We start from the raw sequence: 21,663 nt of genomic DNA, 5'->3' as shown, positions 1-21,663 counted from the left end.
GCTGAACGGTGTGGTCTCGGCTCTCGCGCTGCCTGCGGCGGCGGTTTACGGGGCGATGCTCGCGTACCTCGTCTACCATCCGCCCCGTCGGCCGCACCACAAGCATCCGCGTGACTTCGGCCTGCCGCTGGAGGAGGTGGCCGTACCCCTTCCCGGGCGCGGCCGCGCCCTCCACGTCTGGCTCTGCCGCGGTGGCGCGGACCGGGTGGTGGTGATCGGGCACGGCATCGGCCTGAGCAAGTCGGCCAGCCTCGCCCAGGCGGCCTTCCTCCACGAACAGGGCTACACCGTGGCCCTGTTCGACCACCGTAACCATGGGCTCAGCGGCTCGGACAAGGCGTTCTGGGGCCTGAGCGAGCGCCACACGGACGATGTCGTGGCGGTCGTGGAGCACCTTCGGGGGACCGCCGGGTACCAGGACGCGCGGTACGCGGTGTTCGGCTTCTCCTTCTCCACTTTCCCCTCGCTCTACCTGCTCAAGCGGGCGGGCTGCCCGGTGGACGCGATCGTCTGCGACAGCGGGCCGGCACTGGACATCCAGCCGCTGTTCCAGAACTTCCTGCGGGCCAAGGGGCTGCCGGTGCCGCGCGCCCTGCGCTCGGGACCGTCCTGGTCGGTGCTGGCCGCGGTGTTCTCGCGGCTGGGCACCGCCATGCTGCAGGCGCAGTGGCCGCCGCCGGCCGCGGACGCATACCTGCACACCCCCGTGCTGATCCTGGCGGGCGAGGACGACAGCATCATCCCAGTGGACGGGGCGCGGGCCTTGGCGGCCCGCTATCCGGCGGCGGAGATCGAGGTGTTGCCCGGGACGGAGCACCTGCAGGGTCTGAAGACGGACCCGGACCGGTACCGCACCGCGGTCCTGGACTTCCTGAAGCGGGCGCTGGGGTAGCGGCCGCCATGGGAGACCCTCGGGTGTGGGGGGCGGCGGCCGGGGAGCTGGCCGCCGCGTACCCCTGTGACGACCTGCTCGGCCCGTCGGCCGAGCCGTGGCTGCGGGCCGTCACCGTACGCGCGCCGGCCCCTACGGTGTTCCGCTGGCTGTGCCAGCTCAAGGTGGCTCCGTACAGCTACGACAGCCTGGACAACTTCGGCAGGCGCAGCCCCCGCACGCTCACTCCGGGTGCGGAGCTGCTGGAGACCGGGCAGCGGGTCATGACCATCTTCGAACTGGTCGACTTCGAGCCGGACCGCCATCTGACGCTGCTGCTGACCACTCCGTGGGCGGTCCGGGCCTTCGGCGACTTCGCGCTGACGTACCAGGTGGACCCGGTGGACGCGCGGACCACCCGGCTCGTCGTCAAGATGATGGTGGGCCGCCGCCCCGGCCGGCTGGGGGCCGCCCGGCTGCGGATGATGGCCTGGGGCGACCTGTTCATGATGCGCCGGCAGCTCGGGACCTTGCGCGCGCTGGCCGAAGGCCGGGCCGGTGGGGAGCCGGCTACTGGCAGCTAAATGCCAGTCGGCCGGGATCGGTTGATTTCGATTCACGCGGCCGTGGACGATCACGTGACCGGGTCTCGGACCCCCGATCGAGAGGTCGCATCCACGTGGTTCATCAGCTTGCCGGGCACGAACCGGACCTGTCCGCGGCCGGCGCCCCCCGGACCCCGGCGGGGCGCCGCCGCCTCGCCCTCGCCGTGCTGGTGCTCGCGCAGCTGACGGTCTGGCTGGACAACACGATCCTCAACGTGGCCCTGAAGACCCTCGCGGACCCCGCCGAGGGCCTGGGTGCCACCACCAACCAGCTCCAGTGGAGCATCAGCTCGTACACACTGATCTTCGCCGTGATGCTGTTCAGCGGCGGAGTCCTCGGAGACCGGTACGGGCACCGCAGGCTGCTTCTGACCGGCACCACCGTCTTCGCGGCGTCGTCGCTCTGGGCGGGCCTGTGCGACAGCCCCGGCGAGCTCATCGCCGCGCGCGGGGCCATGGGCGTGGGCAGTGCGCTGATCATGCCCGCCACGCTCTCCTTGATCTCCGCCGTCTTCGACGCCCGGGAGCGGGCGATGGCCATCGCGATCTGGTCCGGCTCCAGCGGACTGGCCATCGCGGCCGGCCCGCTCGTCGGCGGCGCGCTGCTGGAGCGGTTCTGGTGGGGGTCGGTCTTCCTGGTCAACCTGCCGCTGGCGGCCGTCACGGTGATCGGTGCGCTGCTCCTCCTGCCGGCGGCGAGGAGCGCGAGCCGGACGAAGCTGGACCCGATGGGCGTCCTGCTGTCGACCGTCGGCCTGCTGGCCGTGGTCTACGGCCTGATCGAGGGCGGCCACCGCAACGAATGGACCAGCCCCGGTGTGCTCGGTCCGATCGCGGGCGGCGCCGTCGTGCTCGTGGTGTTCGTCCTGGTCGAAACGAGGGTGAGCAGCCCCAGCCTCGATGTACGGCTGTTCGGCAACACCCGGTTCTCCGGTGCGACCGTCTCGGTGATGCTCACGTACTTCAGCCTGTCCGGGGCGATGTTCTACACCGCCTTCTACCTCCAGGGCGTACGGGGGCAGACGCCATTCGAGGCCGGGCTGAACCTGGTACCAGTGGCGGTCGGTGTCCTGGCGGGGGCCCCCTTCTCGGCGGCTCTGGTCCGGCGCTTCGGCCTCGGCCCGGTGGTGAGCCTGGCCATGCTGGTCGCGGCGGGCACCTTCCTGTCGTACGTACGCATCGGCACGGACACTCCGATGCCCTGGTTCTGGCTGCTCCTCTTCGTCCAGGGCGCTGCGATGGGCGCCGCCATGGCGCCGACCACCGAAGCCGTCATGGCGGTCCTGCCCCAGGAGCGGACCGGCGCGGGATCGGCCGTGAACAACTCCATGCGGCAGATCGGCGGTGTGCTCGGCGTCGCCGTCCTGGGCTCGCTGCTCACCACCACCTACCGTTCGGAGATCGAGCCGAGCCTGGTGGGTCTGCCGGGACCGGCGGCGGAGGCCGCGAGCGGCTCGGCGGAGGCGACCCGGCAGGTCGCCGCGGAGCTGGGCCGTCCGGAGCTCGTGGCGGCCGCCGACCAGGGTTTCGTGCACGCGATGCACGTCACGTCGGTGCTGGGAGCGGCCGTGGCCGGGCTGGGCGCAGTGGTCGTCCTGGTCGCCTTCCGGCGCCGTGAGGGCGGGTAGCCGGCCGACGGCCCGGCCGGGCAGGTGCCCGGCAGGACCGCCGCCACGGGGAACGGCGGGGCAGGGTGGCCCCCCGGCCGTTCCCCGTTCTCGAGCCTCGCCAGGCCGTGAACGCCGGCGCTGCCGATCCGGGCCACCGGGACCGCCTCGGCGCCGTCGCACAGCACGTGGTTCGCCGTGAAGCTGCGACCCTTGAGCTCCTTGCCCATCAGCGCCAGGAAGTCGGCGAACTCCGCACGCGGCGACGGGGTCAGGAACTCCTCGACGGCCGCACGCGTGTTTCGGTTTCTACCGCTGCATTGGGTCGACTCATACCCGGGGCCGAGGTCCCGCTCGGGCGACCAGCCGTATGCTGCACCGCGGGCTGGAATGGGGTGACGACCCCGAGGGGCCCGAGCCTCCGGTGCGGCACTACGCAAAGTAGCTGTGCGCAGTAGGCGAGGGTGGGCCGGAGTGTGGGGAGCCCGGGACGATCCGCGTAGTGGGATGCAGCCGGATGGAAACGGACAGATATGTCCGATCCTTCGGTATCGTCGTACGCCGCCGGCCGGACGCCGCTCCGGTGTCCGGCCGCGGGCGTGCGGGGGTGTCACGCCGGGGCGAAGTCGTACAGCGCGTCCGCGCCGGGGCGTACCACTCCGTAACTGTGTTCGGGCACCTCGTGCCAGGCGCCGGGCAGGTCGCCCAGGGGTTCGGAAACGATCAGCCGGGTCTCGTCGGACAGGTCCCGCAGGAACGCCATGTCCGGGTGGAGGGCGCGCAGGGACTCCACGCGGCTGCTGTAGTACAGCGAGCGCGACTTCCGCTCGCTGGAGTAGCGGAAGGCCCAGACGTCCCGCCCGTCCGTGAGCGCGATCGTCATCTGGAGCGGCTGGGCGATGCCGTGCGCGTGGCCGGTCCGCTCGACCAGGCCCGCCATCCGGGCCACCGCGCCCGGCGGGTCCTCCTCCAGGCCGAGGGTGAGCGCCAGGTAGAACATCACCTCCGAGTCCGTCGACCCCTCGATGTCGGCGAACAGCTCCGGGGCGACCGCCAGGCACAGCTCCCGGCGCATCAGGTGGAAGTCGGCGATCGCCCCGTTGTGCATCCACAGCCAGCGGCCGTGCCGGAAGGGGTGGCAGTTGGTCTGCTGGACCGCCGTGCCGGTCGAAGCCCGGATGTGGGCGAAGAACAGCGGCGACCTGACGGTCTTGGCGATCTCCCGCAGGTTCCGGTTGTTCCAGGCCGGTCCCACGTCCCTGACGACCGCGGGGGCGCCGAGGTCGGAGTCCTGGGCGTACCACCCGATGCCGAAGCCGTCGCCGTTGGTCGTCTCGACGCCCATCCGGGCGTGCAGGCTCTGGTCGATCAGGGAGTGGGCCGGCCGGTAGAGGATGCTGTCGACCAGCAGCGGCGTGCCCGAGTAGGCGAGCCACCTGCACATGGGGCGTCACACGCCCCGGCGGCCCGGGTCGGGCTTGACCGTGCACAGGGCCCAGATGATGAACCCGTACATCGCGATGGCCACGATCGACCACAGCGGGTAGTAGGGGATCGACAGGAAGTTGGCGATCAGCAGCAGCGACGCCAGCGCCACGCCGGCGATCCGCGCCCACAGCGAGGGCCGGAACAGCCCCATCCCCACGATGATCGCCAGCGCGCCGAAGATCAGATGGATCCAGCCCCAGGCGGTCAGGTCGAACTTGAAGATGTAGTTCGGGGTGGTGACGAAGACGTCGTCCTGGGCGACGCCCATGATGCCGCGGAAGAGGTCGAGGAATCCGGCGACGACCATCATGACGGCGGAGAAGACCACCAGTCCCGAGGCGAGGTGTTGTGATGACGCTTTGTCGTGCTGGGCATGTGTCGACATGTCGTGTCTCGCTTCCCGCTCATTGATCTGGCCCCGCGGCCGACCGGCCTGAAGGCGGGGCGGGTTCCCGTCCGGGCGAAGCGCGTCTCGGACGATACGGGGGGCGGGGGCGGCACCTGGGAGGTGTCGTACCGCTCGGACCTCGCGGCACGGGCCGGTCACCGGGCCCGGAGGGTGCGGGTCTGCTTCTCCATGGTGGCCCAGCGACCGGGTGATCGCCACGCGTGCGGGTTGTCCTACTGGATTTCTATTCAGCCCAACGAGTGGCACGAATTCAGATTGTCGGTGATTCCGCACAAGAATGACGAATCCCCCCGCCGTTGGAGGACTTGTGTCCCGCTCCGCATCGTCGCCGACGAACATGACCACCCTGGGCTGCGCCCTGTTCGCGACCCGCTGGCTCCAAGCGCCGCTGTATTTCGGGCTGGTGGCCGCGCAGGGGGTCTATGTGTACAAGTTCTTCAACGAGTTGTGGCACCTGATCCACCATGTCGTCAGCGGTCAGGCGGACGAGACGCATGTGATGCTGGCCGTCCTCAAGCTGGTCGACGTGGTGATGATCGCCAACCTGCTGATCATGGTGATCGTCGGCGGGTACGAGACCTTCGTCTCGCGCATCGGGCTCCAGGGCCACCGGGACCAGCCCGAGTGGCTGTCGCACGTCAACTCCAATGTGCTGAAGGTGAAGCTGGCGACCGCCATCGTCGGGATCTCCTCGGTGCACCTGCTCCAGATGTTCGTGGACGTGCACCACACCCCCCGGCACGACCTGCTGTGGGGGACGGTCATCCACATGGCGTTCATCGCGTCCGCCGCGATCCTGGCGTACATGTCCGGGCCGATGGCGGCGCACGAGGCCAGGGCGCACCCGGTGCGGGAGCCGTCCGGGGCCGATGCGGCGGCCGCGCCGGGGGCCGTGAGCGTCCCGGCGCAGCGGGACGGCGGGCGGGCGCTCCGGGAGGAGCCGGGGACGGGTGCGGAGGAGCGGATCGAGGCCGCCGGGTTCCCGTCCCGCAAGGTGCTGGAGACGTTCGACGACGGCCATCTGCGGGCGCCGGGGCCGGAGGTGCTGGCCCGGCTGGGCAAGGTCGGCTTCGTGGACCGCAAGGCCAATGTGGTGCTGCTCGGCGGGCCGGGCACCGGCAAGACGCACCTGGCCGTCGCCCTGGGCGTACGGGCGTGCCAGGCCGGCCACCGGGTCCTCTTCGCCACCGCCGCCGAGTGGGCCGCCCGGCTGGCGGAGGCCGAGGCGGGCGGGCGGCTGCGCCAGGAGCTGGCCCGGCTGGACGGCTACCCGGTGCTGGTGGTGGACGAGGTGGGCTACGAGCCCTTCGAGCCCGGGGCCGCCCGGCTGCTCTTCCGGCTGGTGTCGCACCGCTACGAGCGGGCCTCGCTGATCGTCACGGGCAACCGGCCGCTGGGGCAGTGGGACGAGGTGTTCGGCGACGCGGCGACGGCCGCCGCGACGGTGGACCGGCTGGCCCACCACGCGGAGGTCGTCGCGCTGGAGGGCGACAGCTACCGCACCCGCCGGCTGGAGGGCGCGGCCGTCGCCGGCTGGGTCACTCGATGACCAGCTCTACCGGGATGTTGCCGCGCGTGGCCTTGGAGTAGGGGCAGTACGCGTGGGTCTTCTCCAGCAGGTCGCGGCCGGCCTCGCCCTGGAGGTGGTCCGGCAGCTCGACGCGCATCACGACCGCGAGGCCGAAGCCGCCGTCGGTGTCCTTGCCGATGCTGACCTCGGCGGTGACGGAGGCGTCCTTGACGTCGATCTTCTCCTGGCGGCCTATCGCGCCCATGGCGCTGGCGAAGCACGCGGCGTACCCGGCGGCGAAGAGCTGCTCGGGGTTGGTGCCCGCCCCGTCGCCCCCGAGGGCCTTCGGGAAGCCGAGGGGGAGGTCGAGGGTGCCGTCGGAGCTGACGGCGCGGCCTTCGCGGCCGTTGGCGGTGGCGACGGCGGTGTAGAGCGCGTCCATGAGGGGCTGGTCCTCTCCGTGGGGTGGTCCGGGGGTGACCCGGTGCTCTATTTGTAGCGCACAATTCAGTTGTGCACAACTCAATGGCGCGAGCGATACCCTGGGGCCATGGACACGCCCGCCGGTACCGCACGCGACGAGGACTTCCTCCGCCTCGACCACCAGATCTGCTTCTCGCTGCACGCCGCGACCCGCGCCTTCAACGGCGTCTACCGCACGGTGCTCAAGGACCTCGGCCTCACCTACCCCCAGTACCTGGTGATGCTGGTCCTCTGGGAGCACGGCGAGCTGCCCGTCAAACAGATCGGCGAGCACCTCCGGCTCGACTCCGGCACCCTCTCCCCGCTGCTCAAGCGGCTGGAGACGGCCGGTTACGTCGAACGGCGCCGCAGCCCCGAGGACGAGCGGTCCGTCACCGCCCGCCCCACCCCGGCCGGCACGGACCTGCGCGCCCGGGCCGCCGGCGTCCCGCGCCGGATCGCTGCGGCCACCGGAATGCCCCTGGACGAGGTCCGCGCCCTGCGCGCCCGCCTGGAGGAGCTGACCACCGCGCTGGACACCGCCGGCGCGTCCCTGGACGGCGGCTGCGCCACCGAGGACTGACGCGCCCCCGCGCGCGCCAACCCCGGCCCGGTCAGACGACGCCCCGGACGACCCCCAGCTCCACCAGGTCCTGGGGCCGCAGCCGCAGCTGGTCCGCCGTCCGCGGGGCGTCCTCCACCGGACGCTTCAGGATCGCGGCGGCCAACTCCGGGGCGATCACCGAGAAGTAGCTGTCCGGCGTGGCCCAGGTGCGCCCCGGCGCGGCCAGCGCCAGCGCCCCGCCCGAGCCGCCCTCGCCGATCAGCAGCGTGGTCACCGGCACCCGCGCCCCGGCCACCGCCGCGAACGCGTCCGCGATCGCCGCGCCCGCACCCGCCCGCTCCGCCCCGGCGTCGTTCGCCGCGCCCGGGGTGTCCACCAGCGTCAGCACCGGCACACCCAGCCGGTCCGCGAGCCGGATCACCCGCGCCGCCGTCCGGAAGCCCGCCGGGAGGGTCGCCGTACCGCACTGGGCCACATACGCCACCGACCCGCCACCGGGGCGCAGCCCGAACCCGCACAGCGTCCCCGGGTCCGTACCGCCGCAGCGGTCGCCGTGCACCGGCAGCCGCACCGAGAAGTACGCGTCCAGATAGGCCCCCGCCCGGGGCCGCCGGGGATCACGGGCCCGGCGCACCGCGTCCCAGCCGCTCTCCGGCGGCGCGGCGGCCGACAGCGCGGCCGGCGGCGGGACCTCCTCGGCGGGCGCCGTCAGCGCGGTCACCCAGTCCGCGACCGTCCCGCGCAGCTCCTCCGGGCGGACGACCGCGTCCACCTGGCCCGCCGCGAGCTGGCCCTCCGCGGTGTACGCCGCCGGGTCCGCGTCCGCCGGCCGCACCCGCGACCCGGCGAAGCCGACCTGCGCCCCGGGCAGCGCCAGGATCACATCGGCGCCCGCCCCGACGGTGGCCCAGCCGCCGCCGGTCGACGGGTCGCGCACCACCGCGATGTGCGGCACCCCCGCCTCCCGCAGCAGCACCGTCTCGCGCGCCACCCGCTGGAGCTGGGTCAGCGCGACCATGCCCTCCTGCATCCGGCTGCCCCCGGTCGCCACCAGCGAGACCAGCGGGATCCGCCGCTCGCGCGCCAGCCGGTGGGCCGCCTCCAGCCGGTCGCCGGCCCGCTCGCCCAGCGAGCCGCCGAGGAAACCGAACTCGAAGGCCAGCACCGCGCACACCCGGTCCCCGATCCGCGCCGTGCCGTACACCACCGACTCGGCCTCGCCCGTCCGGGCGGACGCGCGGGCGCGGGACGCGCCGTACCCCTCCCAGCCGAGCGGCCCGTCGGGCGCACACGCCCGCTCCGGCGGGGTGTGCTCCTCGAAGGCGTCGGTGAGCAGGGCGAGGGCCGCGCGGGCGGACAGGCGCTCAGCCATGGAGCGCCCGCTTCATGATCTTCCCCATGTCGTTGCGGGGCAGGGCGTCCAGGTGCCGGACGACCCGGGGCCGCTTGTGCGGGGCGAGCTGCGCGGCCACATGGCCGGCCAGCTCCTCCAGCGCCGGGGGAGCGGCCGGGTCGGCCGGCACCACCCAGGCCACGATCCGCTCGCCCAGGTCGGGGTCGGGCTCACCGGTGACGGCCGCCTCCCGCACCCCCGGGTGGTCCAGCAGCGCGTTCTCGATCTCCCCGGCGCCGATCTTGTACCCGCCGCTCTTGATGAGGTCGGTCGCCCGGCGCCCCACGATCCGCACGGACCCGTCCGCGTCCCGCACCGCCATGTCGCCGGTGCGGAACCAGTCGCCGTCGAAGGCGGCGGCCGTGGCGTCGGGCCGGTTCAGGTACCCGGTGAAGAGGTTCGGGCCGCGCACCTGGATCTCGCCCACGCTCTCCCCGTCGTACGCGGTGATCTCCGCGCCGCTCTCCTCGTCGGCCAGCCGCAGCTCCACGCCCGGCAGCGGCACGCCCACCGAACCGGTGCGCGGCTCGGGGTCGTCAGCACGGACGCTGGTGTTCATCAGCGTCTCCGTCATCCCGTACCGCTCGATCACCCGCCGCCCCGACAGCTCCGCGATCCGCCGGTGATCGTGGAGGGGCAGCGCCGCCGAACCGGACACCAGCAGCCGCGCGCCCGCCAGGGCCTTCCCCAACTGCGGGTCGTCGTCCAGGGCTTCGGCGATCCGGTGGTACATCGTCGGGACGCCGAACAGCATCGTCCCGCCGTCCGCCAGCTCCCGCGCCACCCCGCCGGTGGTGAACGCGCCCAGGTGGCGCACCGACCCGCCGGCGCGCAGCGGGCCCAGCACGCCCAGGACCAGCCCGTGGACGTGGAAGAGGGGCAGGGCGTGCACCAGCACGTCGGCGGACGTCCACCCCCAGGCGTCCGCCACCGCGTCGAGCGTCGCGGCGATCGCCCGGCGCGGGAGGACGGCGCCCTTGGGCGGGCCGGTGGTGCCCGAGGTGTAGACGACGAGCGCCGGCGCCTCCGGGTCGGCCGGCTCGGCGGGCGGCGCGGCGGCGGGCCCGGCGGGGACGTCGAGCAGGACGTCGGTACGCGGCAACCCGCCCAGCGCGGACGGCAGTTCGTCACCGGGCGCGGCCAGCACCCGGACCGGGCGGCTGTCGGTGACGATGTGGGCCAGCTCCCGCTCGCCCGACCGGGGATTGAGCGGTACGGCCGGCACGCCGGCGAGCAGCGCGGCCACCACGGCGACGGCGGTCTCGGGGGAGGGCGTGGCCCACACCGCGACCCGCTCCGCCCCCGCCAGCCGGTGCGCCAACGCCCCGGCGACGGCCCGCAGTTCGCCGTACGACAGGGACCGCTCCCCGAACCGGAGCGCGGGCCGCCGGGAAGCGGCGTCCGGGGCCGGGGCCGGGGCCGCGTCCGTGCCGGGAGCCGTGGTCAGGGCCGTACCCAGTGCCGGAAAGAGCGCACTCACTCGTCGTCCTCCTCGCGTCGCTCCACGGGTCGGTCCCTCCGTGGTCAGGGGCCCCACCATTCTCCCCACAGGCACGCGGGGGAAAGCGGCGCCGCATGTGCTCTTCGCCGCAGTTCCGGCCCCGCCCGACCCGGGTACGCTCCCGGCCCCACCGCCGCTCCGGGCGGAGCGGAACCCGGGAGACCGGCACGTCCCGCCGACGGCCGCCCTGGCACGATGCTCCGCATGGAACTCGCACATCCGCTCGACGGCCTGGACGCCCACCCCTGGTCCTCCTTCGCACACGCCTACGGCAGCGCGGAGGACGTCCCCGACCACCTGCGGGCGCTGGCCGGCTCCGACGCGGAGCAGGCCGGCCAGGCGCTGCAGGAGCTGTACGGCAGCGTCCTGCACCAGGGGACGGTGTACGCCGCCAGCGCCGAAGCGGTGCCGTTCCTCGCCCGGATCGCGGCGGCGGGCCACCGGACGGCGGACGTCCTCGCGCTGCTCGGCGGCATGGCCGAGAGCGAGGACGAGCACGGAGTGGCACCCGGCGCGGTACGAGCAGCCGTGGCCCGGCAGCTCCCGCTGCTCACCCCGTTGACGGCGGCAGAGGAACCGGAGGTGCGCCGCGCCGCCGCCTGGGTGGTTTCCCACACCCGGGCGAACGACACGGTGCTTCCCGTGCTGCTGGCGCGCTGGGACGAGGAGTCCGACCCGTCCGCGCGCGCGGAGGTGCTGACGGGAATCGCCCGGCTCGACGCCCGGGCCGGTGCCACCGCCGGTGCCGCGGGCATGGACCCCTCACAGCCCGAAGAGGTCCGCCTGGCAGCCGTGTTCGCCCACCTCGACGCCGGCGCGCCATGGACGGAGGACCTGCATGCGACGACGGTGTCCCTGCTGCCCGCCGGTCGGCTGCGCTCCGGTTTCGACGACGAACGCGGCGAACCACTGGAGGCCGTGGTCGCGGCGCTGCTCGGCCGCGGCCGGGAACCGGCGCGCGAAGCGGCGTTCGCGCTGATCGAGGCGGCTCTGCGCGACGGCCGCGCCGAGGTGCGGGCCGAGGGCCTGTGGGCGGCCGACCGCGCCTGCGCGCTCTCCCGCAGCGCCCCGGCCCGGCTGCTGCCCGGGCTGCGGGCGGCCGCCGTGGACGAGCCGTCGGTGCTCGCCCTGGCGTCCCTCCTCGGCCGGCTGGGAGCCGCCGCCGCGCCCCTGGCGGACGTACTCCTCCCCCTCGCCGGACGGAACCCGGAACAGGACGACGACGCCGCGGACCGGGCCCTCGCCGCGCTCGTGCTCGTCGCGCCCCGGCAGGCGGCCCCCCTGCTGGCGGCCGGTCTCCGCCGCCGCCCCCGGGCGCTCGACGCCGCCGCCGGCTTCCAGCGTCCGGCCGGCACGCCCTTCCCGTACGACAGCGGCCTCCTCGACGCCGTCCGGCGCGGCCTCTCCCGGCCCGGCGACCTCGGCGGCAACGAACCGTGGCTCCTCACCGCCCTCCTCATGGAATGGGGCGCCGACACCGCCCCCGCGCTGCCCGAGCTGTGCGCGCTGCTGCCGCACCACCCGGACCAGGCGGCCCGGGTCGTCGCGTCCGCCGCCGCCCACTGCCCGCCCGGGGACCGCGCACCGGCCGTCACCGCGCTGCGGGCGGCGGCCGACCGGGGGAGCCTCGCCGCTGCCAAGGCCCTGTACGACCTCACCGACGAGACCGCGCCCGTCGTACGACTGGTCGCGGACGCACTGCGAGGCCGCGGGCTGCGGGACGCCGCCCGGATCGCCGGTGCGCTCGGGCCTCGGGGAGCGACGCTGGCCCCGGCCCTGCGGGACGCGCTGAGCGACCCCGGACACGCCGTGATGCCCGCCCTGGACGGCGACACCGCCCTCGCCGAGGCGCTCTGGCGGACCACGGGGGAGGCGGACGAGGCCGTCACCATCCTGGACTCGGTGTTCGCCCGGGCCGAAGGCGACACCTGGTCCCGGTGGTCGGTGGTACGGGCGGCCCACGCCGCGGCACTCCTCGGCCCGGCGGGCCGGCCGCTCGTCCCCCGCCTGGAGGCCGCCCTCCGCGAACCCGAACAGGCACCTGCCGCGGTCGTGGCCCTGCTGGCGGTGGCCGAGCCCGCCGCGCCGGACCGCACCGCGCTCGCCGAGGCGGCCCTGCGCTCGGCGGAGCTGGACGCCGACCCGACCGGGGCGTGCGACGCCCTGGAAGCCCTCGTCGCCCTGGAAACCCTCGGGGAAGCCGCCCTCACCGCGGACCAGTGGCAGAGGGTGACCGTCCTCGCCGACGGGGACGCCCGGGTCGTCCGCTCGGGGGTCGAGCACCGCATCATCCCCCAGGACGAAGCCCTCCGGACACGCGCCCGGGCGCTGCTCGCCGCCCCCGCCCGGCCGGCGCCCGACGCCGGGACCTGACAGCGGGGGAGCACACCGGGGCCGCCGTGACGGCTCGCCGGCAGGAACGTCGCCGGGGAACGCGCAACGGGCGGCGCGTCAGCCGCCCGGCGTCCCGCCGGTGCGGGTCCTCGGGGCGGCCGGGGGCTGCTGGAGCGCGAAGATCGCCGTACGGACCTCCTGGATGGTCGAGTCCAGCTCGTCCACCGCCCGGTCCAGCAGGTCCGCCGCCGGGGCGCCGGCCCGGCGGCGGGTGGACTCCAGCATCATCCCGGTGGCGAACAGCCGCTGCACCACCAGGTCGTGCAGGTCACGGGCGATCCGGTCCCGGTCCTCGTACACCGCGAGCCGCTCCCGGTCCTGGCCGGCGTCGCCGAGGACCAGGGCCAGCGCGGCCTGCGAGGCGAACTGGGTCGCCAGCAGCCGCTCCAGCGGGGTGTACGGGCGGCCGCCGCGCCGGCGCGGCAGGGCGAGGGTGCCGATCAGCCGGCCGCCGCTCTGCAGCGGCAGCATCATCGACGGCCCGAACCGGGACCGGACGTGCGTGGTCATCCGGGGATCGGTCGCCGAGTCCTCCACGAACACCGGCCTGCCGCCCAGCAGATCGGCCAGCACCGGGGAGCCGGGCACGATCGTGGTGCCGACCAGGTCGCCCGGGTCGTGCGGGGTCGACGCGGCCACGATCTCCATCCCGCCCTCCGCGGTGGGCTGGAGCACCACGCCCGCCGCCGCGCCCGCGAGCAGCCGGGCCCGCTCGGCGACCGTCGTCAGCGCGTCGGCCGCCGCCCCGCCGGTCAGCAGCGCCGTGGTCACCGCCGCCGCGCCCTCGATCCACCGCTCCCGCTGCCGGGCCGTCTCGTACAGCCGGGCGTTGCCGATCGCGATGCCCGCCTGCGCCGCGAGGACCCGCAGCGCGGCGAGGTCCTCCGCCGTGAACGGGCCGCCCGGCTTCCCGGCCAGCCGCAGGTGCCCGAACTCCTCGGTGCCGACCAGCACCGGCACGTCCACGGCCGCCCCGGGCCCGGGGCCCTCGCCGGGCCCGGGCTCCGGCCCCGTCGACGTACCGCCCGGGCACAGGCCGTCCGGGTCGGTGACCACCAGGCGGGCGCTGCGGGCGCCGGTCAGCTCGGCGGCGTACTCGACGAGACGCTGCAGGGTGGTCGGCAGGTCCAGGCCGGTGCCGACCTTCAGCACCGCCTCCAGCAGCGCGGCGAGCCCGCCCCCGGACACCCGCCGGTCACTCGGCCTCGGCGAGCGGGTCCAGCGTCAGCGGCTGGATGCGGCCCTCCAGCATGGCCCCCAGGCCCAGCACCGAGCAGATGTCGGGCCGTTCGGCGATGTGCACCGGCATGCCCGTCGCGTTGCGCAGCATCTGGTCGAGGCCGGGCAGCAGCGCGCTGCCGCCGACCATCATGATGCCCCGGTCCACGAGGTCGGCCACCAGGTCCGGCGGGCAGTCCCGCAGCACCTTGCCGATGCCGTCGAGCACGGACGTCAGCGGGGTGTGCAGGGCCTGCCGCACCGCCGCGGTGTCCACCAGCACGGACCGGGCGAGGCCCGTCGCCACGTCCCGGCCGTGGATCTCCGTGGCCGCCGGGCCGTGCGCGGTCAGGCCGTTGCCGTGCAGGGCCAGCTGGAGCGGGCGGACCGACTGGCTCGGCAGCATCAGCTCGTGCTGGTGGCGCAGGTACTGGATGACGGCGTGGTCGATGGCGTTGCCGCCGACCGGGATGCGCTCGGCCGTCACGATGGCCCCGAGCGACAGCACCGCGACCTGGGTGGTGGCCGCCCCGCACACCAGGATCATGGTGGCGGTGGGCTGCTCCACCGGCAGCCCGCAGCCGACCGCCGCCGCGATGAGCGTGTCGACCAGCTCCACCCGCCGGGCGCCCAGCCCGACGAGCGTCTCGACGGTGGCGCGCTGGGCGAGGGGGTCGCTGTCGTGCGGGGTGCAGGCCGCCGCGCGCAGCATCGGCTTGCGGCGCAGCTGGCGGCGGAGCTTCTCACCGAGCAGGTGCCGCAGCATGCGCTGCGCCATCTCGATGTCGACGACGGTGCCGCCGGAGACCGGGCGGACGACGCGGATGTAGTCGGGGGTGCGGCCGGTCATCTTCTCCGCGAACTCGCCGACCGCGATCAGCGCCCCGGTGCGGGTGTTGACGGCGGCGACGCTGGGCTCGTCGACGACGAGCCCGACCCCCTTGACGAAGACCCGGGTCCTGGCGGCCCCGAGGTCGACGGCGACGTGGCAGCGGCGCAGCTGCTCAAGACTGACGGTCACGGTGGTCCTCCCGGGAGCGGTACGTCCTCGCATCCTGCGATCACCGCGCGGGCCGCGCGCGCCGGGTGATCTGACGGAGTGACAGACCGCGGCCGAAGGGACTACGCGCCGCCCGGGCCGCCGGGCCGGGGCGCCACCCACCGGGGCTCCACCAGCCGCTGGAGCAGCCCCCAGGTGAACTCCGCCGCGCACGGCGACCCGTCCGGCAGCGTGAACGCCAGCTCCCACCGCGTCGGCGCGCTGCCCTCCAGCGGGCGCGCCGGCGGGAACGCGCGGGCCACCTCGTCGGCGGTGCAGCTCCAGGGGCGCAGGTCGGCGGCGGTACGCAGCGCCGGGCCCGCCGCCCCCGGGGCGCGGACCAGCCACTCGTTCCACACCGGGCCCCCGCCGGCCGGCGTCACCACCTCGAAGCGCAGCGACGGCCACAGCGGCACCGGCCACCGCAGCGCGTCGAAATCCAGGTCGCCGACCCTGCTGCGGGTGGCCGACTCGGGCTCGCCGAGCACCGACCGGTAGCGGGCCAGCGCGCCGCGGGACCGGGCGGAGCGGGTCATGGCCTGCCAGCGCCGGTTGGCCTCCCGCATCCCGGCGGCCGAGACGCCCAGCCGGCGGCGGGCGTCCTCCACCAGACCCGGCTGGTGGTCGGCCATCCGGCGCAGCAGGACCAGCTGGAAGTCCAGCGGCCCGAAGGGGGCGGAGGCGGAGCGGGCGGCGGTCATGCCGCCATCCTGCCCGTTCCGTACGAATCGAGCGGCGCGCCGGGCATGTGCCCTTTCCGCACAGGTCCACACAGGATCCTCACAGCCGCGAGTACCTCCGTCCTCCCGGTGCCGCATAGCCTGCGGGCGCCATGGATTACTGCCACCAGTGTCAGCGGCACCTCAACGGCGCCCTGGCCTGCCCCGGATGCGGGACGCCCGTCGAGGAGCTCCGGCACGACGACGACCGGACACCCGCGGCGGAGCACGTCTACGAGCTGGACCGGGTCGTGGAGCTCCCGCCCGCGGCGCCGCGCCGTGCCCGGGAGGGACGCGCCGGGGAGAGGCGTGCCCGGGAGGGCCGTGCTCAGCAGGGGGCGGCGACCCGCCGCGCCCGCCCCGCCTCGCGCCGCGCCCGCCCGGTGGGGCGCAGGGCCCGCAGGCGCCGGGGCCGCACGGTGCTGGTCGGGCTGGCCGGACTGGTGCTGGCGGCCGGCCTGCTGAGCCTGGCCGAGCTGGCGATGGAGCACCCCGGCGAGGACGGCGCCGCCACCGCGATCCAGCAGGACGACCGGGCCGTGCCGCAGCCCCCGCCCGACCGGCCGCAGGGCTCCGGTGCCCCGGAGGACCCCAGTCCGGTCACCGAGCCGGTGGTGGCGACCTCCGGGACGCCGGACCGCCCCGAGGGCGGCGCCGACGGCGTGGACGGTGACGCGGCGGGGGAGTCGGGCGCCCCGTCGCGGGCGCCCGGTGCCGCCGCGTCCGGCGGTGCGGCGCGCGGCGGTGCGGCGGCCGGAACCGGGGGCGAGCCGGGCGGCGGCGAGGAGGCCCCGCCCGAGCAGGGCGGCCCCGAGGAGCCGGGCGCGCCGGACGGGCCGGGCGGTCCGCAGCCGCAGGACCCGGAGCCCCAGGACCCCGGTGCGACCGGGGACCCGGACGAGCCGGCTCCCGGTGACCCGGGGCCCGGAGACCCGCCGCCCGCCGAGCCGCCGCCCCCACCGCCTCCGCCGGCCCCGGAGCCCTCGCCGAGCGAGACGTGCGACTGGTTCCTCTGGTGGTGCGTCTGACGGGACCGACCTGGACGGCCGGACCGGGGCGCCCGACCGGACCGGCCGGACGGCCGCCTACCTCCGGCCCAGGGGACCACCGGGCTCACAGGCTCCGGGCGGAGATGTCGCCGTGGGCGGTGGTGGCGCGGATCTCCAGACCGGCGGTGCCGTCGTTCTTCAGGCCGTTGGTGACGCGGCCGTAACCGGTACCGGCGTCCAGCGTGGCCGAGACGCCGGCGGCGGCGGTCACGTCGATGTCGCCCGACTCGGTACGGAGCACGACCGCGCCGCGCACCGCCTCGGCGATCCGGATGTCGCCCCGGGTCGTGGTGATCTCCGCCGGGCCGGCGAGCCGGCCGATCTCGATGTCGCCCTCGATCGCGGTGAGGCGGACGCTCCCCGCCTCGTCCAGCTTGATCCGGTGGTACGCGCCCTCGAAGGCGACGTCCCCGAGCCGGCCGACGCCCCGCAGCTCGGAGGCGGCGGTGCGGCCCTCGACGTGGGAGCCGGCCGGCAGCTGGACGGTGACCTCCACGGCCCCGGACGGGCCGGCGAGCCGGTTGCCCTGCTCCGGGGCGTGCACCCGCAGGACGCCGTCGGCGTAGCGGACCTCGGTCGCCTCGGCGAGCCGTACGTCGCGGTTCTTGCCGGGGTCGGCGGGCCGGACGTCGACGGTGGTGTCGGCGCGGTCGGCGGCGATGAGCTGGACGCGGCCGGCGGGGATCTCCACGACGGCGGAGACGGGGGCGGGAGTGGTGAACGTCTGCATCGTGCTCTCCTGTGCTCGTTCCTCGTTTCTGACAAGAGAAACGCTACGTTGCTTTCTGTCGACCGGCAACAAGTTCGTTGCGTCGATTACTTATCTACGCAGGTCAACAGGGCATAACTGTTGCAACGAACCAGAAAGCAATGCAACAGTCCACGCCTCGTTCATTGCAATGGAGAGCCGGTGAACGCTATGCTGCGACGCACCGACCCCGCCAGGGGCCGGTGCGTCGCGTACGAAGGAGAGAGGTGCGATGCCGGGAGGCAGGCTCACTCAGCAGGAACGCCGGCAGATCGCGCTGGGGCTGGCCGACAGCCTCCCCTACGCCGAGATCGCCCGGCGCCTCGACCGCCCCACGTCCACGGTCACCCGCGAGGTGATGCGCAACGGCGGCCCCGCCGGGTACCGCGCCGACCTCGCCCAGCGCGCCACCGAGCGGCGCGCGCACCGGCGCAGGCCCGCCACCGAGCGCCTCTCGGTGCCGTCGCCCCAGCCCCACGGCCGGGACGCGGGCGCGGTGGCCGAGTACGAGGAGACGCTCACCACCGTCCTCATGGCCACGGGCCTGCCCAAGATGGCGGCCCGCGTGCTGACCTGCCTCATCACCGCCGACTCGGGCAGTGTGACCGCGTCCGAGCTGGCCCGGCGCCTCCAGGTCAGCCCGGCGTCGGTCTCCAAGGCGATCGCCTATCTGGAGGGCCAGAGCCTGGTCCGGCGCGAGCGCGACGAGCGCCGCCGCGACCGGTATCTGGTGGACGACGAGCTGTTCTACCAGGCGACCCTTGCCAGCGCCCGGTCCAACGACCAGCTGGTCGCCACCGCCCGGCAGGGGGTGGCCGTGCTCGGGGCGCACACTCCCGCCGCCGACCGGCTGGAGAACATCGCGCGCTTCCTCGACTTCATCAGCGAGAGCATCGTCCGCGCCGCCGAGCAGGTCCGCGAGATCCTGCATCCCGCCCGGCCGCAGCCGCCCGAGGGTGACGAGCCGCCCCGGCCCGACGGCACCTGATCGGCACCTGATCGGCACCTGAAACGCACTGCCGGGCCGGTCCCGGGTCCTACGCCCCCGCGTCCTCGCCCAGCATGCGGCGCAGGAGGTCCCGCAGGGCCGTGCGCTCCTCGTCGGAGAGCGCGGCCAGCGGCTCGCGCGCGAAGCCGAGGGCGTCCCGCAGGCGGCGCGCCGTCGCGCGGCCCTCGTCCGTCGCGGCGGCGATCTTCACCCGGCGGTCCGCCGGGTCCGGGCGGCGCTCCACCAGGCCGCGGGTCTCCAGCCGGTCCACGATGCCGGTCACATTGGACGGCTCGCAGCGCAGCGACTGCGCGATACGGCGCATCGGCGTGGGCTCCAGGGCGAGCAGGCCGAGGACGCGCGCCTGGGCGCCGGTGAGCGAGTGCTGCGCGGCGGCCTGCTCGTACTCCTCGTGGTAGCGCGCGACCACGGTGCCGATCAGCTCGACCACTTCGAGGGTCAGCGGGTCTGTGCTTCTGGTGGGCATGGCCCCAGGATACCCGTTTACTTGACAACCTGAAATATTCAGGCGCATGGTTGTTTCAGGTGGTGAACTAAAAGTCGCTCCACCGGACCAGCAGTCCCCGCACGCCCTACCCAGGAGGCACCGCAGCATGTCCGCACTTCCCGCGTCCGGCCGCGCATGGCACCTCGTCGCCCGTCCGCACGGCTGGCCCGAGCCCGGTGACTTCGCCCTGCGCGAGGCGCCCGTCGCCCAGCCCGGCGAGGGCCGGATCCTCGTCCGCAACCTGCACTTCTCGGTCGACCCGTACATGCGCGGCCGGATGAACGACGTCAAGTCGTACGTCCCGCCCTTCCAGCTCGACCAGCCCATGGAGGGCGGCGCGGTCGGCGAGGTCGTGGCCTCGAACGCCGAGGGCTTCGCCGTGGGCGACCACGTCCTGCACGGCCTCGGCTGGCGCGAGTACGCCGAGGTCGGCGCCAAGCACGCCACCAAGGTGGACGCCTCGCTCGCCCCCCTCTCCGCGTACCTCGGCGTCCTCGGCATGACCGGCCTCACCGCCTACGCCGGCCTCTTCGACGTGGCGTCCTTCAAGGAGGGCGACGCCGTCTTCGTCTCCGGCGCGGCCGGCGCCGTCGGCAACCAGGTCGGCCAGATGGCGAGGCTCAAGGGCGCCTCGCGGGTCATCGGCTCGGCCGGATCCGACGAGAAGGTCAAGCTCCTCACCGAGGAGTACGGCTTCGACGCCGCGTTCAACTACAAGAACGGCCCCGTCGCCGCCCAGCTCAAGGAAGCCGCCCCCGACGGCATCGACGTCTACTTCGACAACGTCGGCGGCGAGCACCTGGAGGCGGCGATCGGCTCCCTCAACGTGCACGGCCGCGCCACCATCTGCGGCATGATCGCCCAGTACAACAGCACCGAGCCGACCCCCGCGCCGCGCAACCTCGCCCTGGTCATCGGCAAGCGGCTGCGCCTCCAGGGCATGCTGGTCAACGACCACGCCGCGCTCCAGCCGAAGTTCGTCGAGGAGGTCGCCGGCTGGCTGGCCTCGGGCGAGCTGAAGTACCAGGAGACCGTGGTCGAGGGCATCGAGAACGGTGTCGACGCCTTCCTGGGCATGCTGCGCGGCGAGAACACCGGGAAGATGATCGTTTCGCTCACCCGCTAGGCTCACTCCAGGCCGCCGTGACCGTGGGCGCGAGTCGCGGCGCGAAACAGGAGGAAAGCTCTTACATGTCCATCACGCAGTCCGACGTCCTGTACACCGCCGTCGCCACCGCCGAGAACGGCCGTGACGGCCGCGTCGCCACCAACGACGGCAAGCTCGACGTCGTCGTGAACCCGCCGAAGGAGATGGGCGGTTCCGGCGAGGGCACCAACCCCGAGCAGCTCTTCGCCGCCGGTTACAGCGCCTGCTTCCAGGGCGCGCTCGGTGTCGTCGCCCGCCAGGAGGGCGCCGACATCTCCGGCTCGACGGTCACCGCCGAGGTCGGCATCGGCAAGAACGCCGACGGTTTCGGCATCATCGTCAAGATCTCGGCGAAGATCCCGAACGTGAGCGCCGCCACCGCCAAGGAGCTCGTCGAGAAGGCCCACCAGGTCTGCCCGTACTCCAAGGCCACCCGCGGCAACATCACGGTCGACCTCGACGTCGCCTGATCACCGCACGGCAGCGCACGGCACCGCGTGCCGGAGGGCCGCACCCCGCCCGGGGTGCGGCCCTCCGCCGTTCCCCGCCGGTCCCGGCGGGGCGGTCCCGGGCCCCCGGTAGGGTGACCACCATGCGTGATCTCGGGGTGGGCTTCGGTTATCTGGTGAAGGGGCAGCGCTGGGTCGGCCGGCACGGCCGGTGGTTCGGCTTCGGGCTGCTGCCCGGACTGATCACCCTGGTGCTGTACGCCGCCGCGCTGTTCGGTCTGGCGTACGGCGCCGACGACCTGACCGCGTGGGCGACGCCCTTCGCGGACGACTGGTCCTCGCCCTGGCAGGGCGTCTTCCGGGGCTTCCTGACCGCGCTGGTCTTCGCCTTCGGGCTCTTCCTGGCGGTGATCACCTTCACCGCCGTCACTCTGCTGGTCGGCCAGCCCTTCTACGAGTCGCTCTCCGAGGAGGTCGACCGCACCGAGGGCGGTGACGTGCCCCGGTCCGGGCTGCCGCTCTGGCGCGAGCTGTGGATCTCCGCCCGTGACAGCCTCCGCGTCCTGCTGCGGGTGGCGCTGTACGGCGTCCTGCTCTTCGCGCTGGGCTTCGTGCCCGTCCTCGGGCAGACCGTGGTGCCGGTGCTGGGCTTCTGCGTGTCCGGTTTCTTCCTGGCGGAGGAGCTGACGGCGGTGGCCTTCCAGCGGCGGGGCGTCGAGCTGAAGGAGCGCCTGGCGATGCTGCGCGGGCGGCGCCTGCTCACGCTCGGCTTCGGTGTGCCGCTGACCCTCGCCTTCATGGTTCCGTTCGTGGCCGTCCTCCTGATGCCGGGGGCCGTGGCGGGCGCGACCCTGCTCGCCCGCGACCTGGAGGGCCGGCCCGCGGAGGACCGGCCGGAGGCGCCCGGGCAGGACACGACGCCCGCCCCCGGCGGCCCCCACAACTCCTACGGCCCGGCCGGCGCCCCCAACCCCTACGGCCCCACCGGCTGAA

At 74.4% G+C, this 21,663-nt stretch carries 20 protein-coding genes and 1 pseudogene; 11 read left to right on the top strand and 10 right to left on the bottom strand.

Translation table 11 applies throughout. From position 1 onward, the window contains the following. The first annotated feature begins 55 nt into the window (after window positions 1-55). From ACF08D_RS08850 to ACF08D_RS08840, 3 genes are all read left to right on the top strand, one after another. Window positions 56-892 carry an alpha/beta hydrolase gene (locus tag ACF08D_RS08850; protein ID WP_392221864.1) on the top strand — a complete coding sequence of 279 codons (837 nt, stop codon included), beginning with the start codon at window positions 56-58 and terminating at the stop codon, window positions 890-892. A gap of 8 nt (window positions 893-900) precedes the next feature. After that, window positions 901-1,455 carry a hypothetical protein gene (locus ACF08D_RS08845; protein WP_392221863.1) on the top strand — a complete coding sequence of 185 codons (555 nt, stop codon included), beginning with the start codon at window positions 901-903 and terminating at the stop codon, window positions 1,453-1,455. 95 nt (window positions 1,456-1,550) lie between these two features. Continuing rightward, window positions 1,551-3,104 carry an MFS transporter gene (locus tag ACF08D_RS08840; protein ID WP_392221862.1) on the top strand — a complete coding sequence of 518 codons (1,554 nt, stop codon included), beginning with the start codon at window positions 1,551-1,553 and terminating at the stop codon, window positions 3,102-3,104. Between the two features lie 589 nt (window positions 3,105-3,693). Here ACF08D_RS08840 and ACF08D_RS08835 read toward each other — a convergent pair. After that, the gene (locus ACF08D_RS08835; RefSeq protein ID WP_392221861.1) at window positions 3,694-4,527 is read right to left on the bottom strand and encodes a class II glutamine amidotransferase; all 834 of its coding nucleotides are present in this window, start codon (window positions 4,525-4,527) and stop codon (window positions 3,694-3,696) included. Window positions 4,528-4,533: 6 nt separating this feature from the next. Next, on the bottom strand, window positions 4,534-4,956 hold the full coding sequence (locus ACF08D_RS08830; protein ID WP_392221860.1) for a hypothetical protein: 423 nt from the start codon (window positions 4,954-4,956) through the stop codon (window positions 4,534-4,536). 361 nt (window positions 4,957-5,317) lie between these two features. Between ACF08D_RS08830 and istB the strand changes: the two genes are divergently transcribed. Continuing rightward, complete coding sequence (istB, locus tag ACF08D_RS08825; protein ID WP_392222341.1) at window positions 5,318-6,529, top strand: IS21-like element helper ATPase IstB; 1,212 nt, start codon at window positions 5,318-5,320, stop codon at window positions 6,527-6,529. Here istB and ACF08D_RS08820 read toward each other — a convergent pair. Continuing rightward, on the bottom strand, window positions 6,519-6,932 hold the full coding sequence (locus ACF08D_RS08820) for an organic hydroperoxide resistance protein (protein WP_392221859.1): 414 nt from the start codon (window positions 6,930-6,932) through the stop codon (window positions 6,519-6,521). The genes istB and ACF08D_RS08820 overlap by 11 nt on opposite strands. Before the next feature lie 108 nt (window positions 6,933-7,040). Here ACF08D_RS08820 and ACF08D_RS08815 point away from each other — a divergent pair, with 108 nt between their 5' ends. Beyond that, window positions 7,041-7,535, top strand: a complete 495-nt coding sequence (locus ACF08D_RS08815) for a MarR family winged helix-turn-helix transcriptional regulator (protein ID WP_392221858.1) — start codon at window positions 7,041-7,043, stop codon at window positions 7,533-7,535. Between the two features lie 31 nt (window positions 7,536-7,566). On the opposite strand, the gene ACF08D_RS08810 is transcribed toward ACF08D_RS08815, so the two are convergent. Both ACF08D_RS08810 and ACF08D_RS08805 read right to left on the bottom strand, forming a co-directional pair. Further along, on the bottom strand, window positions 7,567-8,889 hold the full coding sequence (locus tag ACF08D_RS08810) for a carboxyl transferase domain-containing protein (RefSeq protein WP_392221857.1): 1,323 nt from the start codon (window positions 8,887-8,889) through the stop codon (window positions 7,567-7,569). Further along, entirely contained in the window at window positions 8,882-10,390 is a 1,509-nt protein-coding gene (locus ACF08D_RS08805) for an acyl-CoA synthetase (protein ID WP_392221856.1), read from the bottom strand. The genes ACF08D_RS08810 and ACF08D_RS08805 overlap by 8 nt, the downstream gene beginning before the upstream one ends. A 225-nt stretch (window positions 10,391-10,615) precedes the next feature. On the opposite strand from ACF08D_RS08805, the gene ACF08D_RS08800 reads away from it, so the two are divergent. Continuing rightward, window positions 10,616-12,784: a hypothetical protein gene (locus tag ACF08D_RS08800; protein ID WP_392221855.1), complete on the top strand. Its 2,169-nt coding sequence runs from the start codon at window positions 10,616-10,618 to the stop codon at window positions 12,782-12,784. Between the two features lie 96 nt (window positions 12,785-12,880). Here ACF08D_RS08800 and ACF08D_RS08795 read toward each other — a convergent pair. The 3 genes and pseudogenes from ACF08D_RS08795 to ACF08D_RS08785 all read right to left on the bottom strand — a co-directional run. Then, window positions 12,881-13,993 (bottom strand): annotated as a pseudogene (locus ACF08D_RS08795) (GAF domain-containing protein); the annotation flags it as partial. Between the two features lie 7 nt (window positions 13,994-14,000). Then, window positions 14,001-15,044 carry a rod shape-determining protein gene (locus ACF08D_RS08790; protein WP_392221854.1) on the bottom strand — a complete coding sequence of 348 codons (1,044 nt, stop codon included), beginning with the start codon at window positions 15,042-15,044 and terminating at the stop codon, window positions 14,001-14,003. A gap of 101 nt (window positions 15,045-15,145) precedes the next feature. After that, window positions 15,146-15,763 (bottom strand): hypothetical protein, encoded by a 618-nt coding sequence (locus ACF08D_RS08785; protein ID WP_392221853.1) that lies wholly within the window; start codon window positions 15,761-15,763, stop codon window positions 15,146-15,148. A 131-nt stretch (window positions 15,764-15,894) separates the two neighbouring features. Between ACF08D_RS08785 and ACF08D_RS08780 the strand changes: the two genes are divergently transcribed. Then, window positions 15,895-16,809: a hypothetical protein gene (locus tag ACF08D_RS08780; protein WP_392221852.1), complete on the top strand. Its 915-nt coding sequence runs from the start codon at window positions 15,895-15,897 to the stop codon at window positions 16,807-16,809. 85 nt (window positions 16,810-16,894) lie between these two features. On the opposite strand, the gene ACF08D_RS08775 is transcribed toward ACF08D_RS08780, so the two are convergent. Further along, complete coding sequence (locus tag ACF08D_RS08775; RefSeq protein WP_392221851.1) at window positions 16,895-17,560, bottom strand: DUF4097 family beta strand repeat-containing protein; 666 nt, start codon at window positions 17,558-17,560, stop codon at window positions 16,895-16,897. Window positions 17,561-17,810: 250 nt separating this feature from the next. On the opposite strand from ACF08D_RS08775, the gene ACF08D_RS08770 reads away from it, so the two are divergent. Further along, entirely contained in the window at window positions 17,811-18,566 is a 756-nt protein-coding gene (locus ACF08D_RS08770; RefSeq protein ID WP_392221850.1) for a helix-turn-helix domain-containing protein, read from the top strand. Window positions 18,567-18,615: 49 nt separating this feature from the next. On the opposite strand, the gene ACF08D_RS08765 is transcribed toward ACF08D_RS08770, so the two are convergent. Further along, window positions 18,616-19,053: a MarR family winged helix-turn-helix transcriptional regulator gene (locus tag ACF08D_RS08765; protein WP_392221849.1), complete on the bottom strand. Its 438-nt coding sequence runs from the start codon at window positions 19,051-19,053 to the stop codon at window positions 18,616-18,618. A gap of 127 nt (window positions 19,054-19,180) precedes the next feature. Here ACF08D_RS08765 and ACF08D_RS08760 point away from each other — a divergent pair, with 127 nt between their 5' ends. From ACF08D_RS08760 to ACF08D_RS08750, 3 genes are all read left to right on the top strand, one after another. Then, on the top strand, window positions 19,181-20,200 hold the full coding sequence (locus ACF08D_RS08760) for an NADP-dependent oxidoreductase (protein WP_392221848.1): 1,020 nt from the start codon (window positions 19,181-19,183) through the stop codon (window positions 20,198-20,200). 65 nt (window positions 20,201-20,265) lie between these two features. Next, the gene (locus tag ACF08D_RS08755) at window positions 20,266-20,691 is read left to right on the top strand and encodes an organic hydroperoxide resistance protein (protein WP_392221847.1); all 426 of its coding nucleotides are present in this window, start codon (window positions 20,266-20,268) and stop codon (window positions 20,689-20,691) included. 122 nt (window positions 20,692-20,813) lie between these two features. Next, the gene (locus tag ACF08D_RS08750) at window positions 20,814-21,662 is read left to right on the top strand and encodes an EI24 domain-containing protein (RefSeq protein ID WP_392221846.1); all 849 of its coding nucleotides are present in this window, start codon (window positions 20,814-20,816) and stop codon (window positions 21,660-21,662) included. The last annotated feature ends 1 nt before the right edge of the window (window position 21,663 follow it).

The organism is Streptomyces sp. NPDC015131, assembly GCF_043079975.1.
Lineage (GTDB): Bacteria > Actinomycetota > Actinomycetes > Streptomycetales > Streptomycetaceae > Streptomyces.
The sequence above is the reverse complement of the archived record's forward strand: the minus strand, read 5'-3'. Positions and strand labels throughout refer to the sequence as shown.